The sequence below is a fragment of the Rhizobium hidalgonense genome, assembly GCF_002914525.1.
In the GTDB taxonomy this organism is placed as follows: domain Bacteria; phylum Pseudomonadota; class Alphaproteobacteria; order Rhizobiales; family Rhizobiaceae; genus Rhizobium; species Rhizobium hidalgonense.
In genome coordinates, this window is sequence record NZ_LODW01000127.1 from 47714 (window position 1) to 68729 (window position 21016).

19 protein-coding genes are annotated in these 21016 nt (G+C 61.2%); 8 read left to right on the top strand and 11 right to left on the bottom strand.

Annotated features, from left to right (window positions below):
- Nucleotides 1–9 precede the first annotated feature (9 nt).
- From caiB to ATY29_RS33750, 3 genes are read right to left on the bottom strand one after another with little or no spacing between them, the layout of a single operon-like run.
- Nucleotides 10–1209: a succinate--glutarate CoA-transferase gene (gene caiB / locus ATY29_RS33740; protein WP_097534087.1), complete on the bottom strand. Its 1200-nt coding sequence runs from the start codon at nt 1207–1209 to the stop codon at nt 10–12.
- Between the two features lie 16 nt (nt 1210–1225).
- Nucleotides 1226–2182 (bottom strand): DMT family transporter, encoded by a 957-nt coding sequence (locus ATY29_RS33745; protein WP_097534089.1) that lies wholly within the window; start codon nt 2180–2182, stop codon nt 1226–1228.
- A 17-nt stretch (nt 2183–2199) separates the two neighbouring features.
- Nucleotides 2200–3129, bottom strand: a complete 930-nt coding sequence (locus tag ATY29_RS33750; protein ID WP_097534091.1) for an alpha/beta fold hydrolase — start codon at nt 3127–3129, stop codon at nt 2200–2202.
- Between the two features lie 159 nt (nt 3130–3288).
- Here ATY29_RS33750 and ATY29_RS33755 point away from each other — a divergent pair, with 159 nt between their 5' ends.
- The 4 genes from ATY29_RS33755 (at nt 3289) to metF (ending at nt 7869) form a co-directional block, all read left to right on the top strand.
- Complete coding sequence (locus ATY29_RS33755; RefSeq protein ID WP_003565100.1) at nt 3289–4029, top strand: ribonuclease T2 family protein; 741 nt, start codon at nt 3289–3291, stop codon at nt 4027–4029.
- Between the two features lie 98 nt (nt 4030–4127).
- A complete protein-coding gene (ettA, locus tag ATY29_RS33760) occupies nt 4128–5777 on the top strand; it encodes an energy-dependent translational throttle protein EttA (protein WP_003565098.1) in 1650 nt (549 codons plus the stop codon).
- Nucleotides 5778–5939: 162 nt separating this feature from the next.
- The gene (locus tag ATY29_RS33765) at nt 5940–6965 is read left to right on the top strand and encodes an ArsR/SmtB family transcription factor (RefSeq protein ID WP_003565096.1); all 1026 of its coding nucleotides are present in this window, start codon (nt 5940–5942) and stop codon (nt 6963–6965) included.
- Nucleotide 6966: 1 nt separating this feature from the next.
- Complete coding sequence (gene metF / locus ATY29_RS33770; protein WP_097534093.1) at nt 6967–7869, top strand: methylenetetrahydrofolate reductase [NAD(P)H]; 903 nt, start codon at nt 6967–6969, stop codon at nt 7867–7869.
- Between the two features lie 458 nt (nt 7870–8327).
- Here metF and ATY29_RS33775 read toward each other — a convergent pair whose 3' ends face one another.
- From ATY29_RS33775 to ATY29_RS33795, 5 genes are all read right to left on the bottom strand, one after another.
- Nucleotides 8328–9233: a DMT family transporter gene (locus ATY29_RS33775; RefSeq protein ID WP_097534095.1), complete on the bottom strand. Its 906-nt coding sequence runs from the start codon at nt 9231–9233 to the stop codon at nt 8328–8330.
- A gap of 143 nt (nt 9234–9376) precedes the next feature.
- Nucleotides 9377–10594 (bottom strand): lytic murein transglycosylase, encoded by a 1218-nt coding sequence (locus ATY29_RS33780; protein ID WP_097534217.1) that lies wholly within the window; start codon nt 10592–10594, stop codon nt 9377–9379.
- Between the two features lie 81 nt (nt 10595–10675).
- Nucleotides 10676–11473, bottom strand: coding sequence for a glycoside hydrolase family 25 protein (locus ATY29_RS33785; protein ID WP_003565088.1), 798 nt, complete (start codon nt 11471–11473; stop codon nt 10676–10678).
- A 125-nt stretch (nt 11474–11598) separates the two neighbouring features.
- Nucleotides 11599–12273: a class I SAM-dependent methyltransferase gene (locus tag ATY29_RS33790; RefSeq protein ID WP_097534097.1), complete on the bottom strand. Its 675-nt coding sequence runs from the start codon at nt 12271–12273 to the stop codon at nt 11599–11601.
- Nucleotides 12270–13514, bottom strand: a complete 1245-nt coding sequence (locus tag ATY29_RS33795) for a BtaA family protein (RefSeq protein WP_097534098.1) — start codon at nt 13512–13514, stop codon at nt 12270–12272. The genes ATY29_RS33790 and ATY29_RS33795 overlap by 4 nt, the downstream gene beginning before the upstream one ends.
- A gap of 191 nt (nt 13515–13705) precedes the next feature.
- Between ATY29_RS33795 and ATY29_RS33800 the strand changes: the two genes are divergently transcribed.
- Nucleotides 13706–15130 carry a serine hydrolase domain-containing protein gene (locus tag ATY29_RS33800; protein ID WP_097534099.1) on the top strand — a complete coding sequence of 475 codons (1425 nt, stop codon included), beginning with the start codon at nt 13706–13708 and terminating at the stop codon, nt 15128–15130.
- Nucleotides 15131–15160: 30 nt separating this feature from the next.
- Here the strand turns inward: ATY29_RS33800 and ATY29_RS33805 are convergent, their stop codons facing one another.
- From ATY29_RS33805 to ATY29_RS33815, 3 genes are all read right to left on the bottom strand, one after another.
- On the bottom strand, nt 15161–16087 hold the full coding sequence (locus ATY29_RS33805; RefSeq protein ID WP_097534100.1) for a lytic transglycosylase domain-containing protein: 927 nt from the start codon (nt 16085–16087) through the stop codon (nt 15161–15163).
- A gap of 146 nt (nt 16088–16233) precedes the next feature.
- Complete coding sequence (locus tag ATY29_RS33810; RefSeq protein ID WP_097534101.1) at nt 16234–16869, bottom strand: LysE family translocator; 636 nt, start codon at nt 16867–16869, stop codon at nt 16234–16236.
- Between the two features lie 57 nt (nt 16870–16926).
- Nucleotides 16927–18138, bottom strand: a complete 1212-nt coding sequence (locus tag ATY29_RS33815; RefSeq protein WP_025416640.1) for a pyrophosphate--fructose-6-phosphate 1-phosphotransferase — start codon at nt 18136–18138, stop codon at nt 16927–16929.
- Between the two features lie 459 nt (nt 18139–18597).
- On the opposite strand from ATY29_RS33815, the gene ATY29_RS33820 reads away from it, so the two are divergent.
- The 3 genes from ATY29_RS33820 to ATY29_RS33830 all read left to right on the top strand — a co-directional run bounded on the left by ATY29_RS33820 (nt 18598) and on the right by ATY29_RS33830 (nt 20945).
- Nucleotides 18598–19305, top strand: a complete 708-nt coding sequence (locus ATY29_RS33820) for a J domain-containing protein (RefSeq protein ID WP_003565076.1) — start codon at nt 18598–18600, stop codon at nt 19303–19305.
- On the top strand, nt 19302–20063 hold the full coding sequence (locus ATY29_RS33825) for an N-acetylmuramoyl-L-alanine amidase (RefSeq protein WP_003565074.1): 762 nt from the start codon (nt 19302–19304) through the stop codon (nt 20061–20063). The genes ATY29_RS33820 and ATY29_RS33825 overlap by 4 nt, the downstream gene beginning before the upstream one ends.
- Nucleotides 20064–20324: 261 nt before the next feature.
- The gene (locus ATY29_RS33830; RefSeq protein ID WP_003565072.1) at nt 20325–20945 is read left to right on the top strand and encodes a lytic transglycosylase domain-containing protein; all 621 of its coding nucleotides are present in this window, start codon (nt 20325–20327) and stop codon (nt 20943–20945) included.
- Nucleotides 20946–21016: the final 71 nt, after the last annotated feature.

A 21016-nucleotide genomic window follows, 5' to 3' on the forward strand; every position in this document is an offset into this window, starting at 1 on the left:
ATGCCTTTTTCATGACGATGCCTTCCTCTCAAGCTCGGTGAGTTCCGCCAGAATTTCTGTTTGATGCTCGCCGAGACGCGGGCTTGGCCTGGTGTAACGCAACGGCGTCTCCGACAGCACCACGGGCGTCCTGACCCCGGGGATTACGGTGCCGGCGGCGTCCGTAAGGTCGATGCGCAAGCCGCGGGCCTCAATTTGCGGGTCGGCGAACATCTCCTCGATCGTATTGATCGCGCCTGATGGAACCGCATTCTCCTCGCAGGCTTTCAGGAGATCCGCCTTCTGCCATTTCAGCGTCTCGGTGGAGATGAGAAGGCGGACATCGCCGCGATTGGCGACGCGGGCCTTGTTGGTGGAAAAGCGCTCGTCGCCGGCAATTGTCTCCAGGCCGAGGATGGTGCAGAGGCGGCGGAACTGGCCGTCGTTTCCGACCGCGAGAATAAGATAACCGTCCGCCACCGGCACGACCTCATAGGGCGAGATATTCGGATGGGCATTACCAAGGCGGGTCGGTGCGGCGCTGGAGACCAGGTAGTTCATGTTCTGATTGGCGAGCACGGCCGATTGCACGTCGAGCAGCGCCATGTCGACGAACTGGCCTTCGCCCGTTTTCAACGCGTGGATCAGCGCAGCTTCGATCGCCGAAACGGCATAGATGCCGGTGAAGATATCGGCGATGGCAACGCCGGCCTTCATCGGCTGGCCGTCCGGCTCGCCTGTTATCGACATAAAGCCGGACATGCCCTGGACGATGTAATCATAGCCGGCGAGGCCGGCATAGGGGCCTGTCTGGCCGAAGCCGGTGATCGAGCAGTAGACGAGCTTCGGATTCAGCTTGCGCAGGCTGTCGTAATCGAGGCCGTATTTGACGAGGCCGCCAAGCTTGAAATTCTCGATCACTACATCGGCAGTCGATACGAGACGGCGGACGAGATCCTGGCCTTCGGGGGTCTTCAGATCGGCGGTGATCGAGCGCTTGCCGCGATTGGCGGCGTGATAATAGGCGGCCGAGAGGTTTTTGCCATCGGCACCTTCGACGAAGGGGGGGCCCCATTGGCGGGTATCGTCGCCGCCGTCCGGGTTTTCGACCTTTATGACGTCGGCGCCGAGATCGGCGAGCATCTGCCCCGCCCAGGGGCCGGCGAGCACCCGGGCAAGCTCGATCACCCGGATGCCGGCAAGCGGCGGCTTCTTCGTCGTCTCCGTCATATTCCCTCGTCGGTTTCTACGGCGCCAGCGTCACCTCAGATGTATCGGATACAGGCTTTGAAGCAAAGCGGCGCTCGCGCCAGAGGATGTAGAAGCCCGATGCCATGATGATCATGATGCCGAGCCATTTGACCGCATTCGGAAAGTCGCCGAAAACCAGCCAGGCAAAGATCGTCGCCGAGACGATCTCGAAATATTGCAGCGGCGCCAGCGTCGAGGCCGGTGCTGCGCGATAGGCATAGACGCCGAAGATGCCGGCGATCGCGGCCATGGCGCCGACGCCGGCGAGGTAGAACCAGGCGCTACCCACCGGCATGACGGGGTCGAAAAGATCGGAGCCGCTTCCTTCGCCGATAAAAAGCAGGATAGTGCAGAAGAGTAGACCCCAGATGCCCATCTGGAACTGCATCGCCCAGGGATCTTCCCGGTGCGAGAGGACGCGGGTCATCAGCACGAAGATCGCGATGCAGAGGGCGCTAAGGACAGGCAGAAGGGCGATAAAGCCGACCTCCTGGAAACTCGGCTGGATGATCAGCATGGCCCCGAAAAAGCCGACGCCGCAGGCGGTATAGCGCCGCCAGCCGATCGTCTCCTTCAGGAAAATGCCGCCGAGGATCGTCACGATGATCGGCTCGACGAAGAAGATCGCAATCGCGTCGGCAACCGCCATGTATTTCAGCGTGGTGACGAAAGAGATCATCGAGACGGTGATGATTAAGCCGCGGATAGCGTGGAACAGGCTCTGGCGCCAGGAGAAATCAGCAAAGCTCTGCCGCCAGATGACGATCGGCAGCATGAACAGCGCCTGCACGACGAAGCGGCCGGCGGTGACCTCGGCGGACGGGATGGTGACAACCGCAAGCTTGGCGAAAATATCGATGAGCGGCGAAAACATCACCGACAGAAACATCAGCGCGAGCCCCGTCGTCACCTCGGAGGCTGAGGAAGCAGGGCGGGCGGAGGTGCTGCTCATGACGGAATCTCTTTCGCTCAGGATCTTACGACGGCCTCGTCGCACCATTCCACGAAGGCTGCAATCGCTGCATCAGCGCCGATCTCGTTCAGCGTTTCGTGCCGCATGTCCTGATATATCTGAGTGCTGATACGAGAGAAGCCGCAGGCTTTCAAATGGTTTGACAGCCAGAGGATGGCTTTTCCACGTTCGGTGGCCGGATCCTCTCCACCGCCGACCAGATGGATCGGCATATCGCGCGGCAGCCGGTCCAAATAGAGCTTCTGCGGCGCGCGAAACGTCAGTTCGAAGAGATCGAGCCACAGCGACACCGAAGCATCGAAGCCGCAGAGCGGATCGGCGATATATTTGTCGACTTCACCGGGAAGGCGCGACAGCCAGTCGAACTCGGTGCGGCGGCCCGGAATCGATTTTCCCCAGGCTGCGAAGGTGAGCTTCGGCAACAGGCCGCTCGGCACATCGGAGCCCTTCAGCATGCGCTCGGCCAAAAGGATCGCCTGGGCGGCGCGGCCGGCCAGGCCGACGGCGAAATTCGAATTCCAGACGGCGACGGCGTCGAAATCGGCCGGCGCCGTGACGGCTGTATTGAGGGCGATGAGGCCGCCCATCGAATGGCCGAAGAGGATGACCGGCAGGCCGGGATGGAGCATGGCCGCGTGGGCGCGCATGGTAAGGACGTCGCCGGTCACCCTGTCGACGCCGCCCCGCCGGGCGAAACGGCCGACCGGCGCGTCGGGCGCCGTCGTCTCGCCGTGGCCGCGGTGGTCATGGGCATAGACGTGATAACCGCGCGCCGCCATCGCTTCGGCAAAAGTGAGATAGCGTTTCGAATGTTCGGCGAGACCGTGCGATATCAACAGGATGCCGCGCCCCGGGCCGGCGGCCTCGGCATGGTGATAGGCGAGCGATGCTCCCGGCGCCGCGAGCCTTTGCGTTTCAGAAAACATCTGGATCCTCCCCGACGCAACAGACCAGATCAGCGTCCAAAAGCAACATCCATTCCGGGTTCATCCGATAACAAAATGCGGCAACGCTACGATTCAGGGTTGCGGACTTTTCATCTTCGTGCTTATTTGTTCCTGTATTGTTCTTTTTTGGGGGTTGAAATGAGCAGCATGCAGTTGCGTACCTTGACGGTCGCCGTATCGATGGTAATTGCCGGCGCCGCCATGGCGCAGGAGGGCGGCGGGACGACCCGCTTTATTCTGGCGGCGAGCTGGCAGCCGGCCTTTTGCCAGACGAACCAGAAGAAAGCTGAATGCGCCAGCCAGACCGGCGAGCGCCCCGATGCGACGAATTTTTCGCTGCACGGGCTCTGGCCGATGCGGCAGGATTATTGCGGCGTGAGCGCCGAGCAGAAGGCTGCCGACAAGGACGGCAAGTGGAACACATTGCCTGAGGTGACGCTTTCGGCCGAGACGCAGGCGGCGCTGTCCAAGGCGATGCCCGGCACACAATCCGGCCTGGAACGGCATGAATGGACGAAGCACGGCACCTGTACGAAAATGAGCGCCGAAGATTATTTCGGCGTCGGGGTGCATCTTCTGGGCGCGCTCAACACCTCGGCCGTGCGCGATCTCTTCGCCGCCAATATCGGCAAGCCGGTTAAGGCCGAGGCAATCAAGGCGGCTTTCGACAAGAGCTTCGGCCCTGGTGCCGGCGATCGCGTCAAGATGAGCTGCCGGCGGGCCGGCAATGTCAAAATGGTCAGCGGGTTGACGATCGGGCTTTCTGAAGCCGCCGGGGCGGCGTCGGCGAAAAGCGCCGGCCTTGCGGATCTGATCCAGGGCGCGGGAAAAACGACGTTCGGCTGCGACGAGGGCGTCGTCGACGCTGCGGGCTTCTGACCGGAAATCCTGCCTAAACCGGGTTTCGGCGTTGCCCGCAGGCGCTGTTTCGCCTACATAGCGGCACAATCGAAGTTTCCCGCCCGGAGCAGCGCAGCATGGCACGTCAGTTCATCTATCATATGTCCGGCCTCAACAAGGCCTATGGCAACAAGAAGATCCTGGAGAACATCCACCTTTCCTTCTACCCGGATGCCAAGATCGGTATTCTCGGGCCAAACGGCGCCGGTAAATCCACTGTGCTGCGCATCATCGCCGGCCAGGACAAGGAATATACCGGCGAAGCCTGGCTCGCCGAAGGAGCGACGGTCGGCTACCTCGAGCAGGAGCCGCACATCGATCCCAACAAGACGGTGTTCGAAAACGTCATGGAAGGCGTTGCCTCGAAGACAGCCGTACTCGAGCGCTACAATGAGCTGATGATGAACTATTCCGACGAGACGGCGGAAGAGGGAGCAAAGCTCCAGGACATCATCGACAGCCAGAACCTCTGGGATCTGGAAAGCCAGGTCGAGATGGCGATGGAAGCCTTGCGCTGCCCGCCACGCGACGCCGATGTCACCAGCCTGTCGGGTGGCGAGCGCCGCCGTATCGCGCTCTGCCGCCTGCTGCTTTCGCAGCCGGACCTGCTGCTGCTCGACGAACCGACCAACCACCTGGACGCCGAGACGATTGCCTGGCTCGAAAAGCATTTGCGTGACTATCCGGGCGCCGTGATGATGATCACCCACGATCGCTACTTCCTCGACAACGTCACTGGCTGGATCCTCGAACTCGACCGCGGCCGCGGCATTCCCTACGAAGGCAATTACTCGGCCTACCTGCTCGCCAAGGCCAAGCGCATGCAGCAGGAAAACCGGGAAGAGGCAGGACGCCAGAAGGCGATCAGCCGCGAACAGGAATGGATCGCCTCTAGCCCGAAAGCCCGTCAGGCCAAATCCAAGGCGCGTATCAAGTCCTATGAACAACTGGTGGAAGCGGCTGAAAAGCAGCGCCCCGGCGACGCACAGATCATCATCCCGGTCAGCGAGCGCCTCGGCCAGGTGGTCATCGAGATGGAAGGCATCACCAAGGGCTTCGAGGGCCGCACGCTGATCAACGACCTGTCGATCAAGCTGCCGCCGGGCGGCATCGTCGGCATCATCGGCCCGAACGGCGCCGGCAAGACGACGCTGTTCCGGATGATCACCGGCCAGGAAAAGCCGGACGCCGGATCCGTGCGCATCGGTGAGACGGTCCATCTCGGTTACGTCGACCAGAGCCGCGATGCACTGGATGGCAGCAAGACCGTCTGGGAGGAAATCTCGGGCGGCGCCGAAATCATCAAGCTCGGCAAGTTCGATATGAACTCCAGAGCCTATTGCGGCGCTTTCAACTTCAAGGGCGGCGATCAGCAGCAGAAGGTCGGCAACCTCTCGGGCGGCCAGCGCAACCGCGTTCACCTTGCCAAGATGCTGAAGGCTGGCGGCAACGTTCTGCTGCTCGACGAACCGACCAACGACCTCGATACGGAAACCCTGGGTGCGCTGGAAAGCGCGCTTGAGGCGTTCGCCGGCTGCGCCATCATCATCAGCCACGATCGCATGTTCCTCGACCGTCTGGCGACGCACATTCTGGCTTTCGAAGGCGAAGGCCATGTCGAATGGTTCGAAGGTAACTTCGAGGATTATGAACAGGACAAGATTCGCCGTCTCGGTCCCGACGCGCTCAACCCAGGCAGCCAGGCTCATAAGCGCCTGACGCGCTGATCGCAGCCGTTTTTGCAGTCGAGAAGCCCCGGTTCGGCCGGGGCTTTTTTTGTATTCCCGCTGTCGCAATTTGAGCAGGCAATTTCGCTCAAGTGCGAATTGTCGCTTGTCACCGTAATCCAAATCACATAAAGATATCTTTATATCTTGATTGGACTAGAGATGAGCGAACCCTTGAAGCTAGGACTGGATGGCCTGGTGGACGTCATGAAGGCGGCCGGCGAGCCCACGCGCCTGCGTCTTCTGGCGCTTCTCGACGGCGGCGACCTCACGGTGACCGATCTTACCGAAATTCTCGGCCAATCCCAGCCTCGCATCTCCCGGCATTTGAAGCTGCTCGGCGAGGCCGAACTGATCGAACGCTACCAGGAAGGCGCCTGGGCCTATTTCCGCCTCAAGCAGGACGGCAAGGCGGCCATGCTGGTGCGGGCATTGCTCAAGCATGTCTCCGAAAACGATCCGACCGTGCTTCGCGACGGCGAACGGCTGTCGCAGGTTAAGCGTCAGCGGGCCGAGCGGGCACAGGCCTATTTCAGCCGCAACGCGGCGGAATGGGACGAGCTTCGCCGCCTGCATGCCGCCGATGAAGAGGTCGACGCCGCCGTCATCCGGCTGCTCGGCAGCCAGCCGATCGATTCGCTGCTCGATCTCGGCACCGGCACCGGCCGCATCCTCGAGCTTTTGTCGGGGTTCTACCGCCGGGCGATCGGCGTCGATGCCAGCCGCGACATGCTAAGCGTGGCGCGCGCCAATCTCGACAAATCCCGCATCACCAAGGCCACCGTGCGCCACGCCGATATCCTCAACCTGCCGTTCGAAGGCCAGGATTTCGACCTGGTGACGATCCATCAGGTACTGCATTTCTTCGACCAGCCGGAGATTGCGATCGCCGAAGCGGCGCGCATGCTGCGGCCGGGCGGCAGGCTCGTGGTCATCGACCTTGCGCCGCACACGCTCGAATATCTCCGCGACGAGCATGCGCATGTCCGTCTCGGTTTTTCGCACCAGGCGATATCCGACTGGCTGCACAGGGCCGGGCTCGACGTCGAGCAGGTCGTCGATCTTCATCCGGGTCAGCAGAGCGGGCAGGGGTTGACGGTCACCGTCTGGCTCGCGCGCGATCCGAGGCGCCTCATGGCTTCGCAACTAAGCGAAGGCGCCGAACCTACATTTGCCGGGAGAGTATGACATGGCTTTGAATAACGAGGAACGCGGCCGCAATATCGGGATTTCCTTCGAATTCTTTCCGCCGAAATCGGAAGAGATGGAGGGCCAGCTCTGGCAGACGGTCAGCGAACTGCAGGATTGGGATCCGGATTTCGTCTCGGTGACCTATGGGGCCGGCGGCACCACCAAGGCGCCGACGCTGACTGCCGTCACACGGTTCCTGTCGCAGACGCCGCTTGCCACCGCCTCGCACCTGACCTGCGTCGGCGCGACGAAGGAAGAGACGCATCAGATGATCGAGACCTTCCGCAAGGTCGGCGTGACGCATTTCGTGGCGTTGCGCGGCGATGCGCCCGGAGGCGCAGGCGCGCCCTACCAGCCGCATCCCGGCGGCTACGCCAATGCGGCGGAGTTGGTGGCTGGCCTCAAGGCGATCAGTGATTTCGAGATTTCGGTCTCCGCCTATCCTGAAAAACACCCGGAGAGCCGCGATACGGCTGCCGATATCGACATGCTCAAGCGCAAGGCCGATAATGGCGCCGACCGGGCGCTGACGCAGTTCTTCTTCGACAACGACAATTTCGAGCGCTACCTGGAGAAGGTGCGCGCTGCCGGCATCTCGATCCCGATTGTGCCGGGTATCATGCCGATCCAGAACCTGACGCAGTTGAAGCGTTTCGCCGGTGCCTGCGGCACGATCATCCCGGCCTTTCTCGACGAGCGCTTCGCCGGCTTCGACGACAAGCCCGAAGAACGGGCGAAGGTCGCAGCCGATGTCGCCGCCGAGCAGATCGACGATCTCGTCCGGCGGGGCCTTCATGAGTTCCATCTCTATACAATGAACCGTTCGCCGCTGGTTTCCGCTGTGCTCGACAATCTCGGTCTCTCGCGGCGGGCGGCGAAAAGTGCGGGCGCGGCCGCCTGATCTTTCGAGTTCAAAAGTGAAAAGCGCATGTCGGGCGGGACATGCGCTTTTTTTATTGGCGGATTGATCAGGGGAGTTCAGGTACTACCAGTCATTACGCCTCGGTATCGGCCGGCTCAGATGAAGAGCATGGACAAGACGAAAGCAAACGCTGCACTGACCAACAGAACATTCAAGGATTGCGTGAGTCCCATGTCTGTCTCCTCGCGTTAACCGGTCGATATTATGTCTGAAATATGTCGGTTGGAAAGCGAATTCTATGCTGCGCTGCAGAAGGGCGCGGTGGATAAGTCGAACAGCATTTCCGCAAGTAATTGAAATCAATATGTAATTATCGCGAAATTTTTGTTCACAATTTTTAACGTGGCGTTAAATCCGGCGATCACAGATTTACCTATGCGCCTAAAACATGGCCGGCGCGCAAGCGGTTGAAAATATAGGGAAACTGCAACCGACTTTCAGGCGGTGCGTATCAGCACGCGATAGGCGCGGCCATCGAGAATGACGAGTCCGAAACCGATCAGCGCCATGCCGGCGAGTTCGCCGAGTGCCAGCCTTTCGCCAAGGAATAGCACGCCGAGGAGGATGGCGCTCGGCGGCACCAGCAGGGTGACGAGCGAGGCGTTGGTGGCACCGGCTGCCGCCATGATCCGGAAATAGAGAATATAGGCGAATGCGGTCGATACCAGCGCCAGCGCCAGGATGGCGAGGAGAATATCGACTTCCGGCAAGGGGAGCGTCCAGGGACGATCGGCCAGCAGCGATAGCGGCAAAGTGATCAGTGAGGAGGCGGTCAGCTGGCCGGCGGCGGTGACCGGGGCGGGAATAGTCTTGAAACGTTTGCCGTAAGTGGCGGCGAAACCGTAAGAGATGGCGGCCAGTACCGGTAGAAGCAGCGCCCAGAGCGGCGCCTCGCCACCGGCCGAGATGCCGGGGCCGATCAGCACGATCGTTCCGGCCAGGCCGACGAGGCAGCCGGCGATTTTTGCCGACGACAGCTTTTCGTCTGACGTGAAATAATTGGCGATGAGCACGGTCCAGATCGGCGTCGTCGCGTTCAGGATCGCCGCGAGGCCGGCGCCGATGCGGGTCTGGCCGAAGAAGATCAGCGCATGCGGCAGGGCATTGTTGATCAGCCCGAGGATCAGGAATTCACGCCAGCGGGCCTTGAGGATCGAATAGATGTCGAAACGGCCGGCGATATAGAGATGCAGCGCCAGGGCTGCAAGCAGCAGCCTGAGGAAGACGAGGGTCAGTGGCGGCACATGCTGGACGGCGATGCTGGCAAAGAAGAAGGAGCCGCCCCAGATCAGGCCGAGCAGGACCAGCAGGCTCCAGGTCCAGGCATTCATCCTGCTGTCCATGCCGGTTCCTCCACGCAAGGCCGCTTCGCCGCCCTATCGTCTGCCGATAATGGGCGGCGATTCTTCACCACTATGTTTAGGGCAGACTGCGGCCAGCGCCACCCGTTTCTTGCGAAGCGGGCAGCGGTGCGACATCCGTGGGATCAGAGGGCGTTGAGCAGGGCAGGCGTCGCCCAGCCGTCGGCCGGAATGCCGAGACGCTGCTGTTCCTTCTGGATCGCGACGCGCGTGCCGGAGCCGAGGATGCCGTCGATCTCGCCGACATCATGACCGAGCGACTGCAGCTTGGTCTGCAGCGTCTTCATCTGGTCGTTGGCGAGCCCCTGTTCCGGCACACCCTTGAGATAGGTCGGAGCGCCGGAAAGCCGGGTCCCGAAATAGGCGGCCGAGGTCGTGTAGATGAACGACTTGTTCCATTCGAGATAGATTTTGAAATTCGGGTAGGCGATGAAGGCCGGTCCCATGCGGCCCTGCGGCAGCACGAGGTCGCCTTCGAGGTTGCCGAAGGCGGTATTGCCGTCGCGCGGCTTGACGCCGAGCGCGAACCATTCGCCTGCCTTCATCGTGCCGCCGAGGCCGGATTTCTCCCAGGGCAGATTATCGGGCAGGGTGACTTCCTGCAGCCAGGGCTGGCCGCGCTCGAAGCCGAGATGCTGGATGAATTTCGCCGCCGTCAGGATGGCGTCCGGGCCGCTCTGCTTCAGGCGGACATGGCCGTCGCCATCGCCGTCCATGCCATAGGCGATGATGTCGCGCGGCAGCATCTGAACCTGGCCGATCTCGCCCGCCCAGGCGCCGGTATTGGTGGCGGGGTCGAGATCGCCGTGCTGGACCATCTCGATGAGGGCGATCAGCTGCGGGCGGAAAAGCTCCGGGCGGCGGCAGTCATGCGACAGCGTCACCAGGGCATTGCGGGTGTTGAAATCGCCCTGGACAGCGCCGAAATCGGTTTCCATCGCCCAGAAGGCGGTGATGACGCCGGAGGGAACGCCGAATTCCTGCTCGGCGCGGGCAAAGACGTCGGCATATTGCTTCATCTTCTGGCGGCCGATGTCGAGGCGGGCCTGGCTGACGGTGCGCTGGGAGAATTCGAGGAAGGTCTGTTTGAAGACGCCCTGGGCCCGATCCCGGCTGAGGACCTTGGGGTCGATCTCGGCGCCGGCAAGGGCCGCGTCGGCGGCTGCAGCACTTGCGCCGGTGGCAACCGCATCTTTCTTGACGCCGTCAAGGAAGGCGGAAAGATCGCCGCCGCAAGGCGCGGCCGGGGCTGAGTCCGGCGCCTGCTGGGCGGCCGCGCCGCCGGCGAGGGCGAGGGCAAACAGAAGGGCGAGTGCAGAGCGGCTTGCGAGCGAGCGGTGCATGGATGCGGTCCTTATATCAAACAGATTGCCGTCGCTTTCACAGAGGAATGTGACGGAAGCAAGAAACATTGCAAGACGTTACTAAGAATTTCTATCCTTGGAAACGGTCGCGACCCAATTGTTCCAGTTCTTTGCACTGCCGGCAAAGACGTTGATGTCGGTCGGCCCCTTGATGCCGGGAATGACGCCGGTCGAGGTATATTGCCAGAAGGCCCAGCGGCGGTCGGAATAGGTCACTTCGGGGTGTTTTGCCACCGAGCGGACCCAGAAATGATAATCCTGGAAGTAGCCGGCGAGATTTTCACGGTGGAAATCGACCGAGGTGTAGATGATCGGACGCTTGCCGTAGTAAGCCTCCAGCCGGTTCATGAAACGCTGCATTTCGGAGCGCACCGTTTCCGCGTCGGGGCGGTAGCGGCAGGTCTTCGATTCGGCGTTCCATTCGACGTCGAGCACCGGCGGCAGGCGCATGGCCTCCTTCGGCACGTTGCGGATGAACCAGTCGGCCTGCTCGTCGGCCGAAGAGCAGAAATAATAGAAATGATAGGGGGCGTGCGGGATGCCGGCGGCGCGCGCCTCGCGCCAGTATTCGTCGAAGCGCGGATCGACCCTGTCCTTGCCTTCCGTCGCCTTGATGAAGGCGAAGCCGACGCCGGAATTCCTCACCGTCGCCCAGTCGATATCGCCCTGCCATTTGGAGATGTCGATGCCATGGATCGCATTCTGCTGCGGATGCTTTGGGCCGAAGTCCTGAGGATCGGTGTCCTTGAAGCGCGTCTTGGGCTTGATCGATGCCGTTTCGAGATAGTCATGACCAGAGGAGGTGCAGCCGGCCAGCATGATGGCCAGGGGCAAAACGCAAAACAAAAGCCGGCGCATGGGCGTCCCGTCGTAACTCGAATGATCTCTTTGCCCCACAGCTTGACCTTCGGAAATGACGAGTCAGCAGAGGATAACCCTCTTTTCACCATATCAACGTAAAAAAACGGTTAGTTTCAAGTGAATTATGAGCGCTTGCTGATAATCGCCGCCCGCCAGGCATAACCGCCGCCGACGGTTTCAAACACCAATCTTGCGCTGTTTTCATGGGCTTGCGCTTCCAGGACCTCGCGCATGTCGGGGCGCGGGGTGACGTGGAATTTCGCAAGCCATGACTGCAGCATGCGCCGGAACCAGCCCGGCAGGCCTTCCTGCTGGCCGAAATCGACGATGTGCAACTGGCCGCCGGGATTGAGTGCGGCGATCGATGCATCGACGGCGCGTTCCCAGTCCGGGATCATCGACAGGGCATAGGATATCAGGATGCGGTCGAAGCCGCTGACCCCGAATTCGCGCGGGGTGAACGCCGTGGCGTCGGAGACGCGGAATTCCGGGATCGTCGCCTTGGTGGCGAAGGTCTTGCGGGCCGAAATCAGCATTTCCTGGGAAATGTCGAGGCCGAACAGCTTGGCGGTCGGGAAATGCCTGTGGGCGAAGGCCATGTTGCGGCCGGTGCCGCAGCCGACCTCGAGCAGGGTGCCGCCGTCCGGCACGTCGAGATTGCGGATCGTGCTGTCGCGGCCGAGAAGGTAATATTTGCGGGTGAGGTCGTAGATGTGGCGTTGGTAGCGGTACATGCCATCCATCAGGCTGGCATGTTCGTTGCTCTTTCCTGCCGTCTCGGTACCGACCTTGCTCACGCCTTCTTCCCGTAAATGTGGAAGCCGCCGTAGATTGCCGAGCGATCGAGCGCCGTCAGTTCACGCGACTTCTCCTCGAAATAATCCCACTGGTCGCGGATCGAGGGTGACAGGCGGCCTTCGATGATGCTCTTTTCGGCGGCAGTGCGGAAGATCACGCGGGCGCCGTCACGCGCCGTGCGGGTGATTTCCCGCCAGACGTCGTTCAGCTGCTCGTCCGTCATCCAGTCCTGCGCGTCGAGCAGGATGTAGCGGTCGCGCGAGGCGGCCGGCTCGCGGGCCAGAAGCTCGGTGAAGCTTGCATGATGGACGTTGACGCGATCGACATTGGCGCGGATCACCTGGTAGTGCTCCGACTTCAGATAAGTCGGCAGCGGGCCTTCCTCTTGCGTGCCATAGCGGCGGCCGAAGGCCTGCCAGGCGAAATAGTTGTCGCGCATCGGGAAATGACAGGCGAGCTTTTCCAGGCGGTGCTTCAAGACCGGGGCGATCGAATGATCGGCGGCGAGGCTTGCGAGCTCGTCATATTGCTGCGGCGGGATGCCGAGGCCGAAGAGCGAGCTCTTGCGCCCGGTGATCCAGCGGACCACCGGCTTTTCGAACAGCGGCGCGATCTGCTCTTCGAAGAACTGGCGCTGCTCGCGGATCGAGCGGGTCTTGGTCATCTCGCGCAGCTTGACGCCATGCAGGCGGGCAAGAAGGTGGGCTGCGCCGATGAAGCGGCCGAGCAGCCCGGTTTCGTAGATGTTGCGGTCGAAGATGGTGACGCGGCGGCGGCCGAACTTGCGGCCGTTCCAATAGCTGCGGGTCGCCTCGTCGAGCTGGGCGGCGAGATGCTGGTCATAGGCGCGGCTGTTCGACTTCTCGTTCGGCATGGCCAGGAAGCGGACGAGATCGGTATGGCCGGGAAGATGCTTGAAAGCGGCAAGCTTCAGGCGGTTCAGCGCGATATGGTGCGGGTTGAGATCGACGACGTCGATCGAGGCCGGAGCCTTGGAGAGATAAGCGAGCATGTTGCAGCCGCCGGAGCCGATGGTGACGATGCGATGGTTGGGCTTCAGCTCCATTGCCTGCATGTCGAGATCCGGATCCTCCCAGATCTGCGGATAAACGAGGCCGGAGAAGAGAAGGCCGAAGAGACGCTCGGAAAATCCATCCTTCGAAAAAGCCTTGTGGCGGAGAAGGGCGTCCTTGAGTTTCCGGTTCTTGCGGAAGCCGGCATCCGGTGCAAATTCTGACATGAGTCTGTCACCTTTTTAGCGTTCAGGGCGTGTAGCGCGCCACTGCTACAGTTTGATGACGTGGGCTGTGGGGCGCCGTTCTCCGGAAAGATCGCCCTCCCGGTAAAGTGATCGCAATGGCGGCTGTTCTTGGCTGCGGCCTCTTTCCGGCGCCTGTGATTCCTGCTTCTCTCCCGGTATGGAGGAATGCCATGCGATTTGTTCTGCGTATTCTGAAGGCGCTTGCTCTCCTTGTCGTACTCTTCGTTATCGGCGCCGGCGGCTGGCTCTTCGTCCGGCCGCCGGAACTGCTGCGTGTCGGCGACGGCTATGCGGCCAAGATCGTCTGTTCCAATGTCTTCATCGCTGGCCGGGAGGCCGAGGAGGTGCTCGAAGATGATGTTCAGGCGCCCGGAAATCCGCTGCTGCGGCTGGTGCGCGTCAGCGTCGACCGCGACAACGGCCGGGTGACGGCGCGTTTCCTGGGACTATTTGCGCCAAGCTATGCGCTGTATCGCGGCGCTTTCGGCTGTACGAGCGTGCCAGATGGCAATTTCGAGGCGGCGGCAAATGCGGTGCCTTTCGATGTGCCGGCGGGGGTGGAGGTGAACGAGGCCCTATGGCCGGAGGTGGAGGGCGCCGGCGATCGGCGTGACGCGAAGATCGCCGCTCTGCTTACCGATGCCCGGCTTGCCGGCCCGGCCATGCGGGCGATCGTGGTGGTGCGCAATGGTCGCATTGTTGCCGAAGCCTATGGTCCCGGCTTTTCCGCGAAGACGCCGCTGATCGGCTGGTCGATGACGAAGACGGTGAATGCTGCGATCGTCGGCCGGCTGATGCTCGACGGCAAGATTTCCTTCGACGACGACGATTTGCTGGCGCAGTGGAAGAACGACGGGCGCGCCAAGATCAAGGTCTCCGATCTGCTCGGCATGGAGAGCGGCCTTGCCTTTAACGAGGATTATGGCGATGTCGCCGATGTGACGCGCATGCTCTATCTCGATCCCGGCATGGTATCGCTGCCGGCCAACGCACCGATGGAGGCAGAGCCCGGCAAGCGCTTCCGCTATTCGAGCGGCACGGCGGTGCTTTTGTCACGCATCTGGATGGATAGGGTCGGTAATGCACAGGCGGCCTTTTCCTATCCTGGCGACGCGCTGTTTTCGCCGCTCGGCATGACGAGCGCCGTCTTCGAACTCGATGCGCGCGGCACCTTTGCCGGAAGCTCCTATCTCTATGCGACGGCGCATGACTGGGCGCGTTTCGGGCAGTTCCTGCTGCAGGACGGAGTTTGGGACGGCCAGCGGCTGCTGCCGGAGGGTTTTGTCGGCGCCATGCGCACGCCGACGGCAGCGTCGAACGGCCGCTATACGCAGGGCCAGGCTTGGCTGGCGCCCGGCGGTTCAAATGCTAAATCTGGGCTGCCTGAGGATACGTTCTGGCTGACGGGGCATGATGGGCAGAGCATGGCGATCGTGCCGTCTGCCGATCTGGTCGTCGTGAGACTCGGCCTGACACCGAGCTGGCTCGGCTATCAGCCGCAGACGCTTCTCAAGGCTGTTCTGGGGGCCTTGCCGCAAACGGGAGCACCGCAACAGCAGGCCGTGTCGCAACAGCCAGCGCAGCCGCAGCCATAGGCGACTTCCGTCGTTCCAGTCGTTTATTGTTTAATAGTTGCCCTGGGCGATGTCGGTCATGCCCTTGCGCTTGGCGTCGTAATAATAGCCGCGCGCATAGAGGCGCACGGCATCGTCTTCCCTGCTGTCGGAGACGAGCCAAGCGCCGCGCAGATATTTTGCGGCATATTTGATATTGGTCTCGGCATCGAAGAGACCGCCCGGAGCGCCGTCATACCCCATGGACTTGGCCGTATTGTACTTGATCTGCATCAGGCCGAAATAGCCGCGCTTGTTGTAAGCCTTGGGATTGTAGCGGCTCTCGCGATGGACAATGCGGTGGAGCAGGGTCTCGGGAATTTCGTAGAGCTTCGAATATTTCTGAATGAGCTTGGTGACGAAGCTCTTTTCGACCGTCGGCGCATCGTCTTTGTCGTCGTCACTGAACATCGGCGGTGCCGTCGGCGGATCGATCGGCCCGGATTCGTCGAAACCGTAATCCATGCTGGCACGCGGTGTGGTGTCGACTGCGGCAAGTGCTGCAAGCGCACTGTTTTGCGGTGTCGCCGCAAAGGCGAGCTGCGTCGTCGGCTGCGCCGGGGTTCCCGGACGCGGCGTCGGCACCACGGACTGGATCGCCGTCATCTCGGGCGTCAGCGGGATCTGCGCATAGGCCGCCGGCTGCATGGGAAGATCGGCAGGCTGAGGGGCTGTCACGCTCGGCATCGCCGTTGCGGTCAGTGAGGGTGATGCCGGGGGAATGGTGGCACCGGCGACCTGACCGGCCGCGCCCTCCGCTGTCGGGATAGCCGCAAGTGTGGCATCTTCACCGGGTTTCGGCATCGGCACCACGGTCTGGGCGGCTGTCAGTTCGGCCTGGGAGGTGTATTCGACGCTGGCGCATCCCGTCATCACGCCGCAGAGTATCGTCGAAACGACAAGACTGCGTTTCAGGCCGGACAATCCGATCGCTACCATTCCGCCACTTTCGTGAAATCGCGCCGCCCCGGCAGCGTTATAAAAGTTACTAAAAAGCTTAAACCCTGCCGACCCCATTAACCTATTTGTGGCATTCCGGCAACCACGGATTATTTCCAAGCTGAAACAGGGCGATACCCGGATTTCTAAGCCGCAATGCGGCGATAGCCGGCCGTTACGGCGCCTGCGGCGATCAACAGAGTGCCGCCCGTCCGGTTTACGGCGCGCTGGACGCTTGCCTTGCGAATCAGTCCACGAGCGGAATGGGCGAGAAACGCGTAGGTGGCGGCGTTGAGGATCGCCAGCACCAGGAAGGTCGCTTCCATGATCGCCATCTGCCCGAAGAAGGGTAAGGCGGGATCGAGGAACTGCGGCACGAAGGCGACGAAGAAGATAATGCTCTTCGGATTTAGCGCCGTGACGACATATGCGTGGAGGAAAATCTTGAGCGACTTTTCCTCCGGCAGATTGTCGTTGTCGGCAACAAGTTCGCCGATGATTGGAGCCCGCCACAGCTTGATTCCCAGCCAGATCAGGTAGGCGCCGCCGATCCACTTCAAGACGGCGAAAAGCGCGGCGGAGGCGGCCAGGACGGCGCCGAGCCCAAAGAGAGACGCGGTCATCGCGGTGAAGTCACCAAGTGCCACGCCGCCCACCGTCGCAAACGCAGTCCTGCGTCCATGACCGAGCGCATAGGAAACGACGAGCAGTATCGTCGGCCCCGGAATGGCCAGCATGATGGCGGATGCGGCCGCAAAAGCGAACCAGGCTTCAAGTGACATGGTGTCTCCTCCTATTCCTCAGGAACAAGCAAAGACACCATATTAACCATCCGTCAATCACGCTTCTTTGTATTTCTGGCCTATATTGTCCATGACTTCGGCAAACCATGCCGTCGACAGGTCGAAAGCCTTGCCGCCCTTGATGCGCGGGAATTCTATAGTGCGCAATTTACCGTTTTGCGCTTCATCGTGGCCGGTGACGCCGGAGACTTTGTTGAGCGCGCTTTCGACGGCGAGATCGACCATGCTCTGGATCAGCCGGAGGTCGTCGCTATTGGCAGGCGCCGAGCGGGCGAAGTAGCCTGATTTCTGCACGAGAGAACGCTCGGCGTTCAGCAGGCTGGCGAACTGCTTCTGGAACCAGGCGCCGACGTTGATCGTGTCGATCTTCACATGGCCGAAGGCGTCGCGCTTGACGGTCTCGCCGGCGGCTTCGCGCTCCGCGACGATGGCGTCGAGGCAAGCGCCCTCGGAGACGAAGACGGTGGCGTGGCCGTTGCGGTCCATGCTTTCCTTCAGGCGGGCGGCCTCGGCGTCGAGGTCGAAGGCCATTTCAGGCAGGTAGACGGCGTCGATGCTTTTGAGATGCGCGTCCATCATCAGGCCATCGACATACTGGTTGCGGCTGGTGCGCTGGAGATAGGCGCGGGCGGTAGCGGCCGTCAGCCAGCCGCAATGGCGGCCCATGACCTCGTGGATGACGAGGGTGCGGGGCGCGGCCGTCTGTTCATTGCCGACATTGTCGAAGAAATGTGCGCCGACCTCTGCGGCCGTCCAGGCGCCGAGCGACTGGCGGATCGGCACGACGTCGTTGTCGACGGTCTTCGGCAGGCCGACTACGGTGAGGTTGTAGCCGTTGGCGGCGAGATAGGCGGCAAGGTCGGCGGCGGTGGTGTTGGTGTCGTCGCCGCCGATCGTGTGGAGAATGGTGATGCCGTCATTGGCGAGGCGTTCGGCGGCGACCCTGAGCGGGTTGTCGCCTTCCTTGACCAGGCCGCGCTTGACGCAGTCGGCGGCATTAGTGAGCTTGACGCGGCTATTGCCGATCGGCGACCCGCCATAACGATGCAGCAGTGGCGCCTTTTCGCGCATCTCGCGGGTGATCGCGATGCTGTCGCCGAGCAATACGCCCTGGTAGCCGGACTTGTAGGCGACAATATCGAGGTCGGGGGCAATGTCGCTGTAGCGTTCGATGAGGCCGCCGACGGCGGAGGAAAGACAGGGCGCCAGGCCTCCGGCGGTCAGCATTGCAACTTTCTGCTTGGCCATGATCCCTCCTATGGCGTTTCGGTGCGGCGGCGTCAGCTATAGGCGTCGCATCGAATTCGACTCGAGCGACGCGCTTCAGTGCATTGTTTTCATGCATGTCGTTATCCCGGACCCGCTGCACACTTCCGGGCAACATGCATGAGGGCATGGATGCGGCAGGGAAAGGAGCCTGTAAAGTAAAGAATTTACGAAAAAGCGCCTTTCTGCCGCGCGGCGACCCTAAGAGCTGATATAATCGTTTCAAGCCCGTTCTGACTGCCGAGAACTCTTGTGGAAATTGCCGGCGCGGCGCGCTGCGAAGCGGAGGTGCCGAGCGCACGAGGAACCTTTGCTGCGTTGCGACAATTACCAAATCGTGAAAACTGTGTTCGGTCCTACGACCAATAGTCGCCTTGCAAAGGCTACGATTCTTTGGTCAAGCTGTTTGCATATAAGTCGACAAGCATGCGAGAGATTTCGATGTCCTTCTGGGAAAAACTGTTGAATGCCATTGGCAATACCGCGGGCAATGCGCTGTCTGCGGTCGTCGAGGCTATCCGAACGGTTTTCGAAGGCGATCCCGAGACCCGGCGCAAGGTGGCTTTCTCCGTGGCGATCATCGCGTTGTCGGCCAAGATGGCCAAGGCCGACGGCATCGTCAGCGAGAAGGAAGTCGAAGCCTTCCGCGAAATCTTCGAATTCCCTGAAGACCAGGCAAAGAACGTCGCCAGGCTTTACAACCTCGCACGCCAGGACGTGGCCGGCTACGAAGCCTATGCCGAACGGCTCTCGACGCTCTGCGTTACCTGCGCGGCCAATTGCACGGTACTGGAAGACGTGCTCGACGGTCTCTTCCATATCGCCAAAGCCGATGGGCTGATCCACGAGAAAGAATTGAATTTCCTCAGTCATATCGGCGAGATCTTCCAGATGAGCGAGACGCGCTTCGAGCAGATTGCCGCCCGTCACGTCTCGTCCGGGGGCGATCCCTACAAGGTGCTCGGTGTTTTGCCCTCGGACGATTTCCCGACCATCCGCCGCCGCTATCATGGTCTCGTCAGCGAACATCATCCGGATCGGCTGATCTCGCGCGGCGTGCCGAGGGAGTTCCATGTTATTGCCAATGAGCGCATGGCGGCGCTGAACGCCGCCTATGAGGCGATCGAGAAGGAACGCCGCGCCGCATGACCTCTTTCGAGGCCGACTGCGGGAGTGCCCGCGTGCAGCCTTCGCCGAACCATGGCGAGCGCGCGGACGGGCGTCGTCCGGACATGATCCTGTTGCACTATACCGGCATGCCGACGGCTTTCGGCGCGCTCGACTGGCTCTGTCGCGCCGAGAGCCAGGTTTCCAGCCATTACTTCGTGCATGAGAACGGCGAGGTGGTGCAGCTCGTACCGGAGGTCCGGCGTGCTTGGCACGCGGGCAAGAGCAGCTGGCACGGCGAGACGGATATCAATTCGCTATCGATCGGCATCGAGATCGCCAATGCCGGCCACCCCGGCGGGCTTCCCGATTATCCGAAAGAACAGATCGCCGCGGTAATCGAATTGTGTCGCGACTGTGTCAAACGTTGGTCGATCGCACCGGAACGAGTCCTTGGGCACTCCGATGTGGCCCCAGTCCGCAAGGTCGATCCGGGCGAAAAATTCCCCTGGGCCGAGCTCCACAGGGCGGGCATCGGGCACTGGGTCGAGCCGGCAACGATCACCGGCGGGCGCTTCTTCCAGCGGGGTGATGCCGGCCAGCCTGTCGAAGCGCTGCAGTCAATGCTGTCTCTCTATGGATACAGCACTGAAATCACAGGCCAATTTTCCGACAAGACGGCGGGCGACGTAGAAGCTTTCCAGCGCCATTTCCGGCCTGAACGGGTGGATGGCATCGCCGATTTCTCGACGATCGACACGTTGCATCGGCTGCTGTCGGCGCTGCCGCGCTATTCCTGATTCCTCGGCAATTACTGAAACGCCGAATTTCGCATTGCAGCGCGAAATTCGGCCTGCCACATCATTTCCCTATTATCTCCTCATTGCGATGGTCTAAGAACGTCCGCCAAGCGGTCTCGTGATTGTTTTCGAGTTAAACCGCGGGCGTTATGTGAAACGATAAGAATTACCGTGAATTCAGATCGCTCTTTGATCTAGAATTCATTATGACAGCGAGGCGCGCCGTCTGGAAATTCTTTGGGTCGGAGTGTTCAAGACTACATGAGAAAACTGATTGTTGTTGCTGCAACGTGCGTTGGCATGGTGCTGGCGGGAAATAGCTTTGCCTTTGCGAATGATTGGGGTGTGCGATCCGATGCGCCGGTGAAGAAAGTCGAGCGTCCTTCGAAGAAGGCAGAGCGTCCGTTGAAGAAAGCGGAACGTTCGGTCAAGCCGGCGAAGCGTCCGCTCAAGACGGCGGAACGCCCGCTGAAGACGGTCGAGCGCCAGAGCGGCTATCCCGTCGCCGATGTTTCCGCCAATTCCTATTCCGCGCTGATCAGCAAATATGCGAACCAATATAATGTACCTGTTGCGCTGGCGACCGCGGTCATCCGCGTCGAAAGCAATTTCAATCCGAATGCGCGCGGCAGCCACGGTGAAATCGGCCTGATGCAGATCAAGCCTGCAACGGCCCGCATGATGGGTTATTCCGGCGCCGCCAAGGGCCTGTTCGATCCGGAAACCAACATCAAGTACGGCATGAAATATCTGGCTGCCGCCCATGATCTCGGTGGTGGCGAGACCTGCAACACCATCCTCAAATACAATGCCGGCCATGGCGCCACGCGCATGAACCCGGTGTCCAAGTCCTATTGCGGCAAGGTTCTGGCAATACTCTGAGCCTGAAGCGTTTATCCCTGACAAGAGCTGGATGATTCAGGATGATTGCCATGGTATCGCTCGAAATTAGC

Bases quoted from the DNA above. Each gene is read 5' to 3' on its own strand.
- ATY29_RS33775 (WP_097534095.1), bottom strand. From the start codon at position 9,233: ATGGACAGCAGGATGAATGCCTGGACCTGGAGCCTGCTGGTCCTGCTC.
- ATY29_RS33750 (WP_097534091.1), bottom strand. From the start codon at position 3,129: ATGTTTTCTGAAACGCAAAGGCTCGCGGCGCCGGGAGCATCGCTCGCC.
- ettA (WP_003565098.1), top strand. From the start codon at position 4,128: ATGGCACGTCAGTTCATCTATCATATGTCCGGCCTCAACAAGGCCTAT.
- ATY29_RS33780 (WP_097534217.1), bottom strand. From the start codon at position 10,594: ATGCACCGCTCGCTCGCAAGCCGCTCTGCACTCGCCCTTCTGTTTGCC.
- ATY29_RS33830 (WP_003565072.1), top strand. From the start codon at position 20,325: ATGAGAAAACTGATTGTTGTTGCTGCAACGTGCGTTGGCATGGTGCTG.
- ATY29_RS33785 (WP_003565088.1), bottom strand. From the start codon at position 11,473: ATGCGCCGGCTTTTGTTTTGCGTTTTGCCCCTGGCCATCATGCTGGCC.
- ATY29_RS33810 (WP_097534101.1), bottom strand. From the start codon at position 16,869: ATGTCACTTGAAGCCTGGTTCGCTTTTGCGGCCGCATCCGCCATCATG.
- ATY29_RS33800 (WP_097534099.1), top strand. From the start codon at position 13,706: ATGCGATTTGTTCTGCGTATTCTGAAGGCGCTTGCTCTCCTTGTCGTA.
- ATY29_RS33755 (WP_003565100.1), top strand. From the start codon at position 3,289: ATGAGCAGCATGCAGTTGCGTACCTTGACGGTCGCCGTATCGATGGTA.
- caiB (WP_097534087.1), bottom strand. From the start codon at position 1,209: ATGACGGAGACGACGAAGAAGCCGCCGCTTGCCGGCATCCGGGTGATC.
- ATY29_RS33815 (WP_025416640.1), bottom strand. From the start codon at position 18,138: ATGGCCAAGCAGAAAGTTGCAATGCTGACCGCCGGAGGCCTGGCGCCC.
- ATY29_RS33820 (WP_003565076.1), top strand. From the start codon at position 18,598: ATGTCCTTCTGGGAAAAACTGTTGAATGCCATTGGCAATACCGCGGGC.
- ATY29_RS33795 (WP_097534098.1), bottom strand. From the start codon at position 13,514: ATGTCAGAATTTGCACCGGATGCCGGCTTCCGCAAGAACCGGAAACTC.
- metF (WP_097534093.1), top strand. From the start codon at position 6,967: ATGGCTTTGAATAACGAGGAACGCGGCCGCAATATCGGGATTTCCTTC.
- ATY29_RS33825 (WP_003565074.1), top strand. From the start codon at position 19,302: ATGACCTCTTTCGAGGCCGACTGCGGGAGTGCCCGCGTGCAGCCTTCG.
- ATY29_RS33805 (WP_097534100.1), bottom strand. From the start codon at position 16,087: ATGGTAGCGATCGGATTGTCCGGCCTGAAACGCAGTCTTGTCGTTTCG.
- ATY29_RS33745 (WP_097534089.1), bottom strand. From the start codon at position 2,182: ATGAGCAGCACCTCCGCCCGCCCTGCTTCCTCAGCCTCCGAGGTGACG.
- ATY29_RS33765 (WP_003565096.1), top strand. From the start codon at position 5,940: ATGAGCGAACCCTTGAAGCTAGGACTGGATGGCCTGGTGGACGTCATG.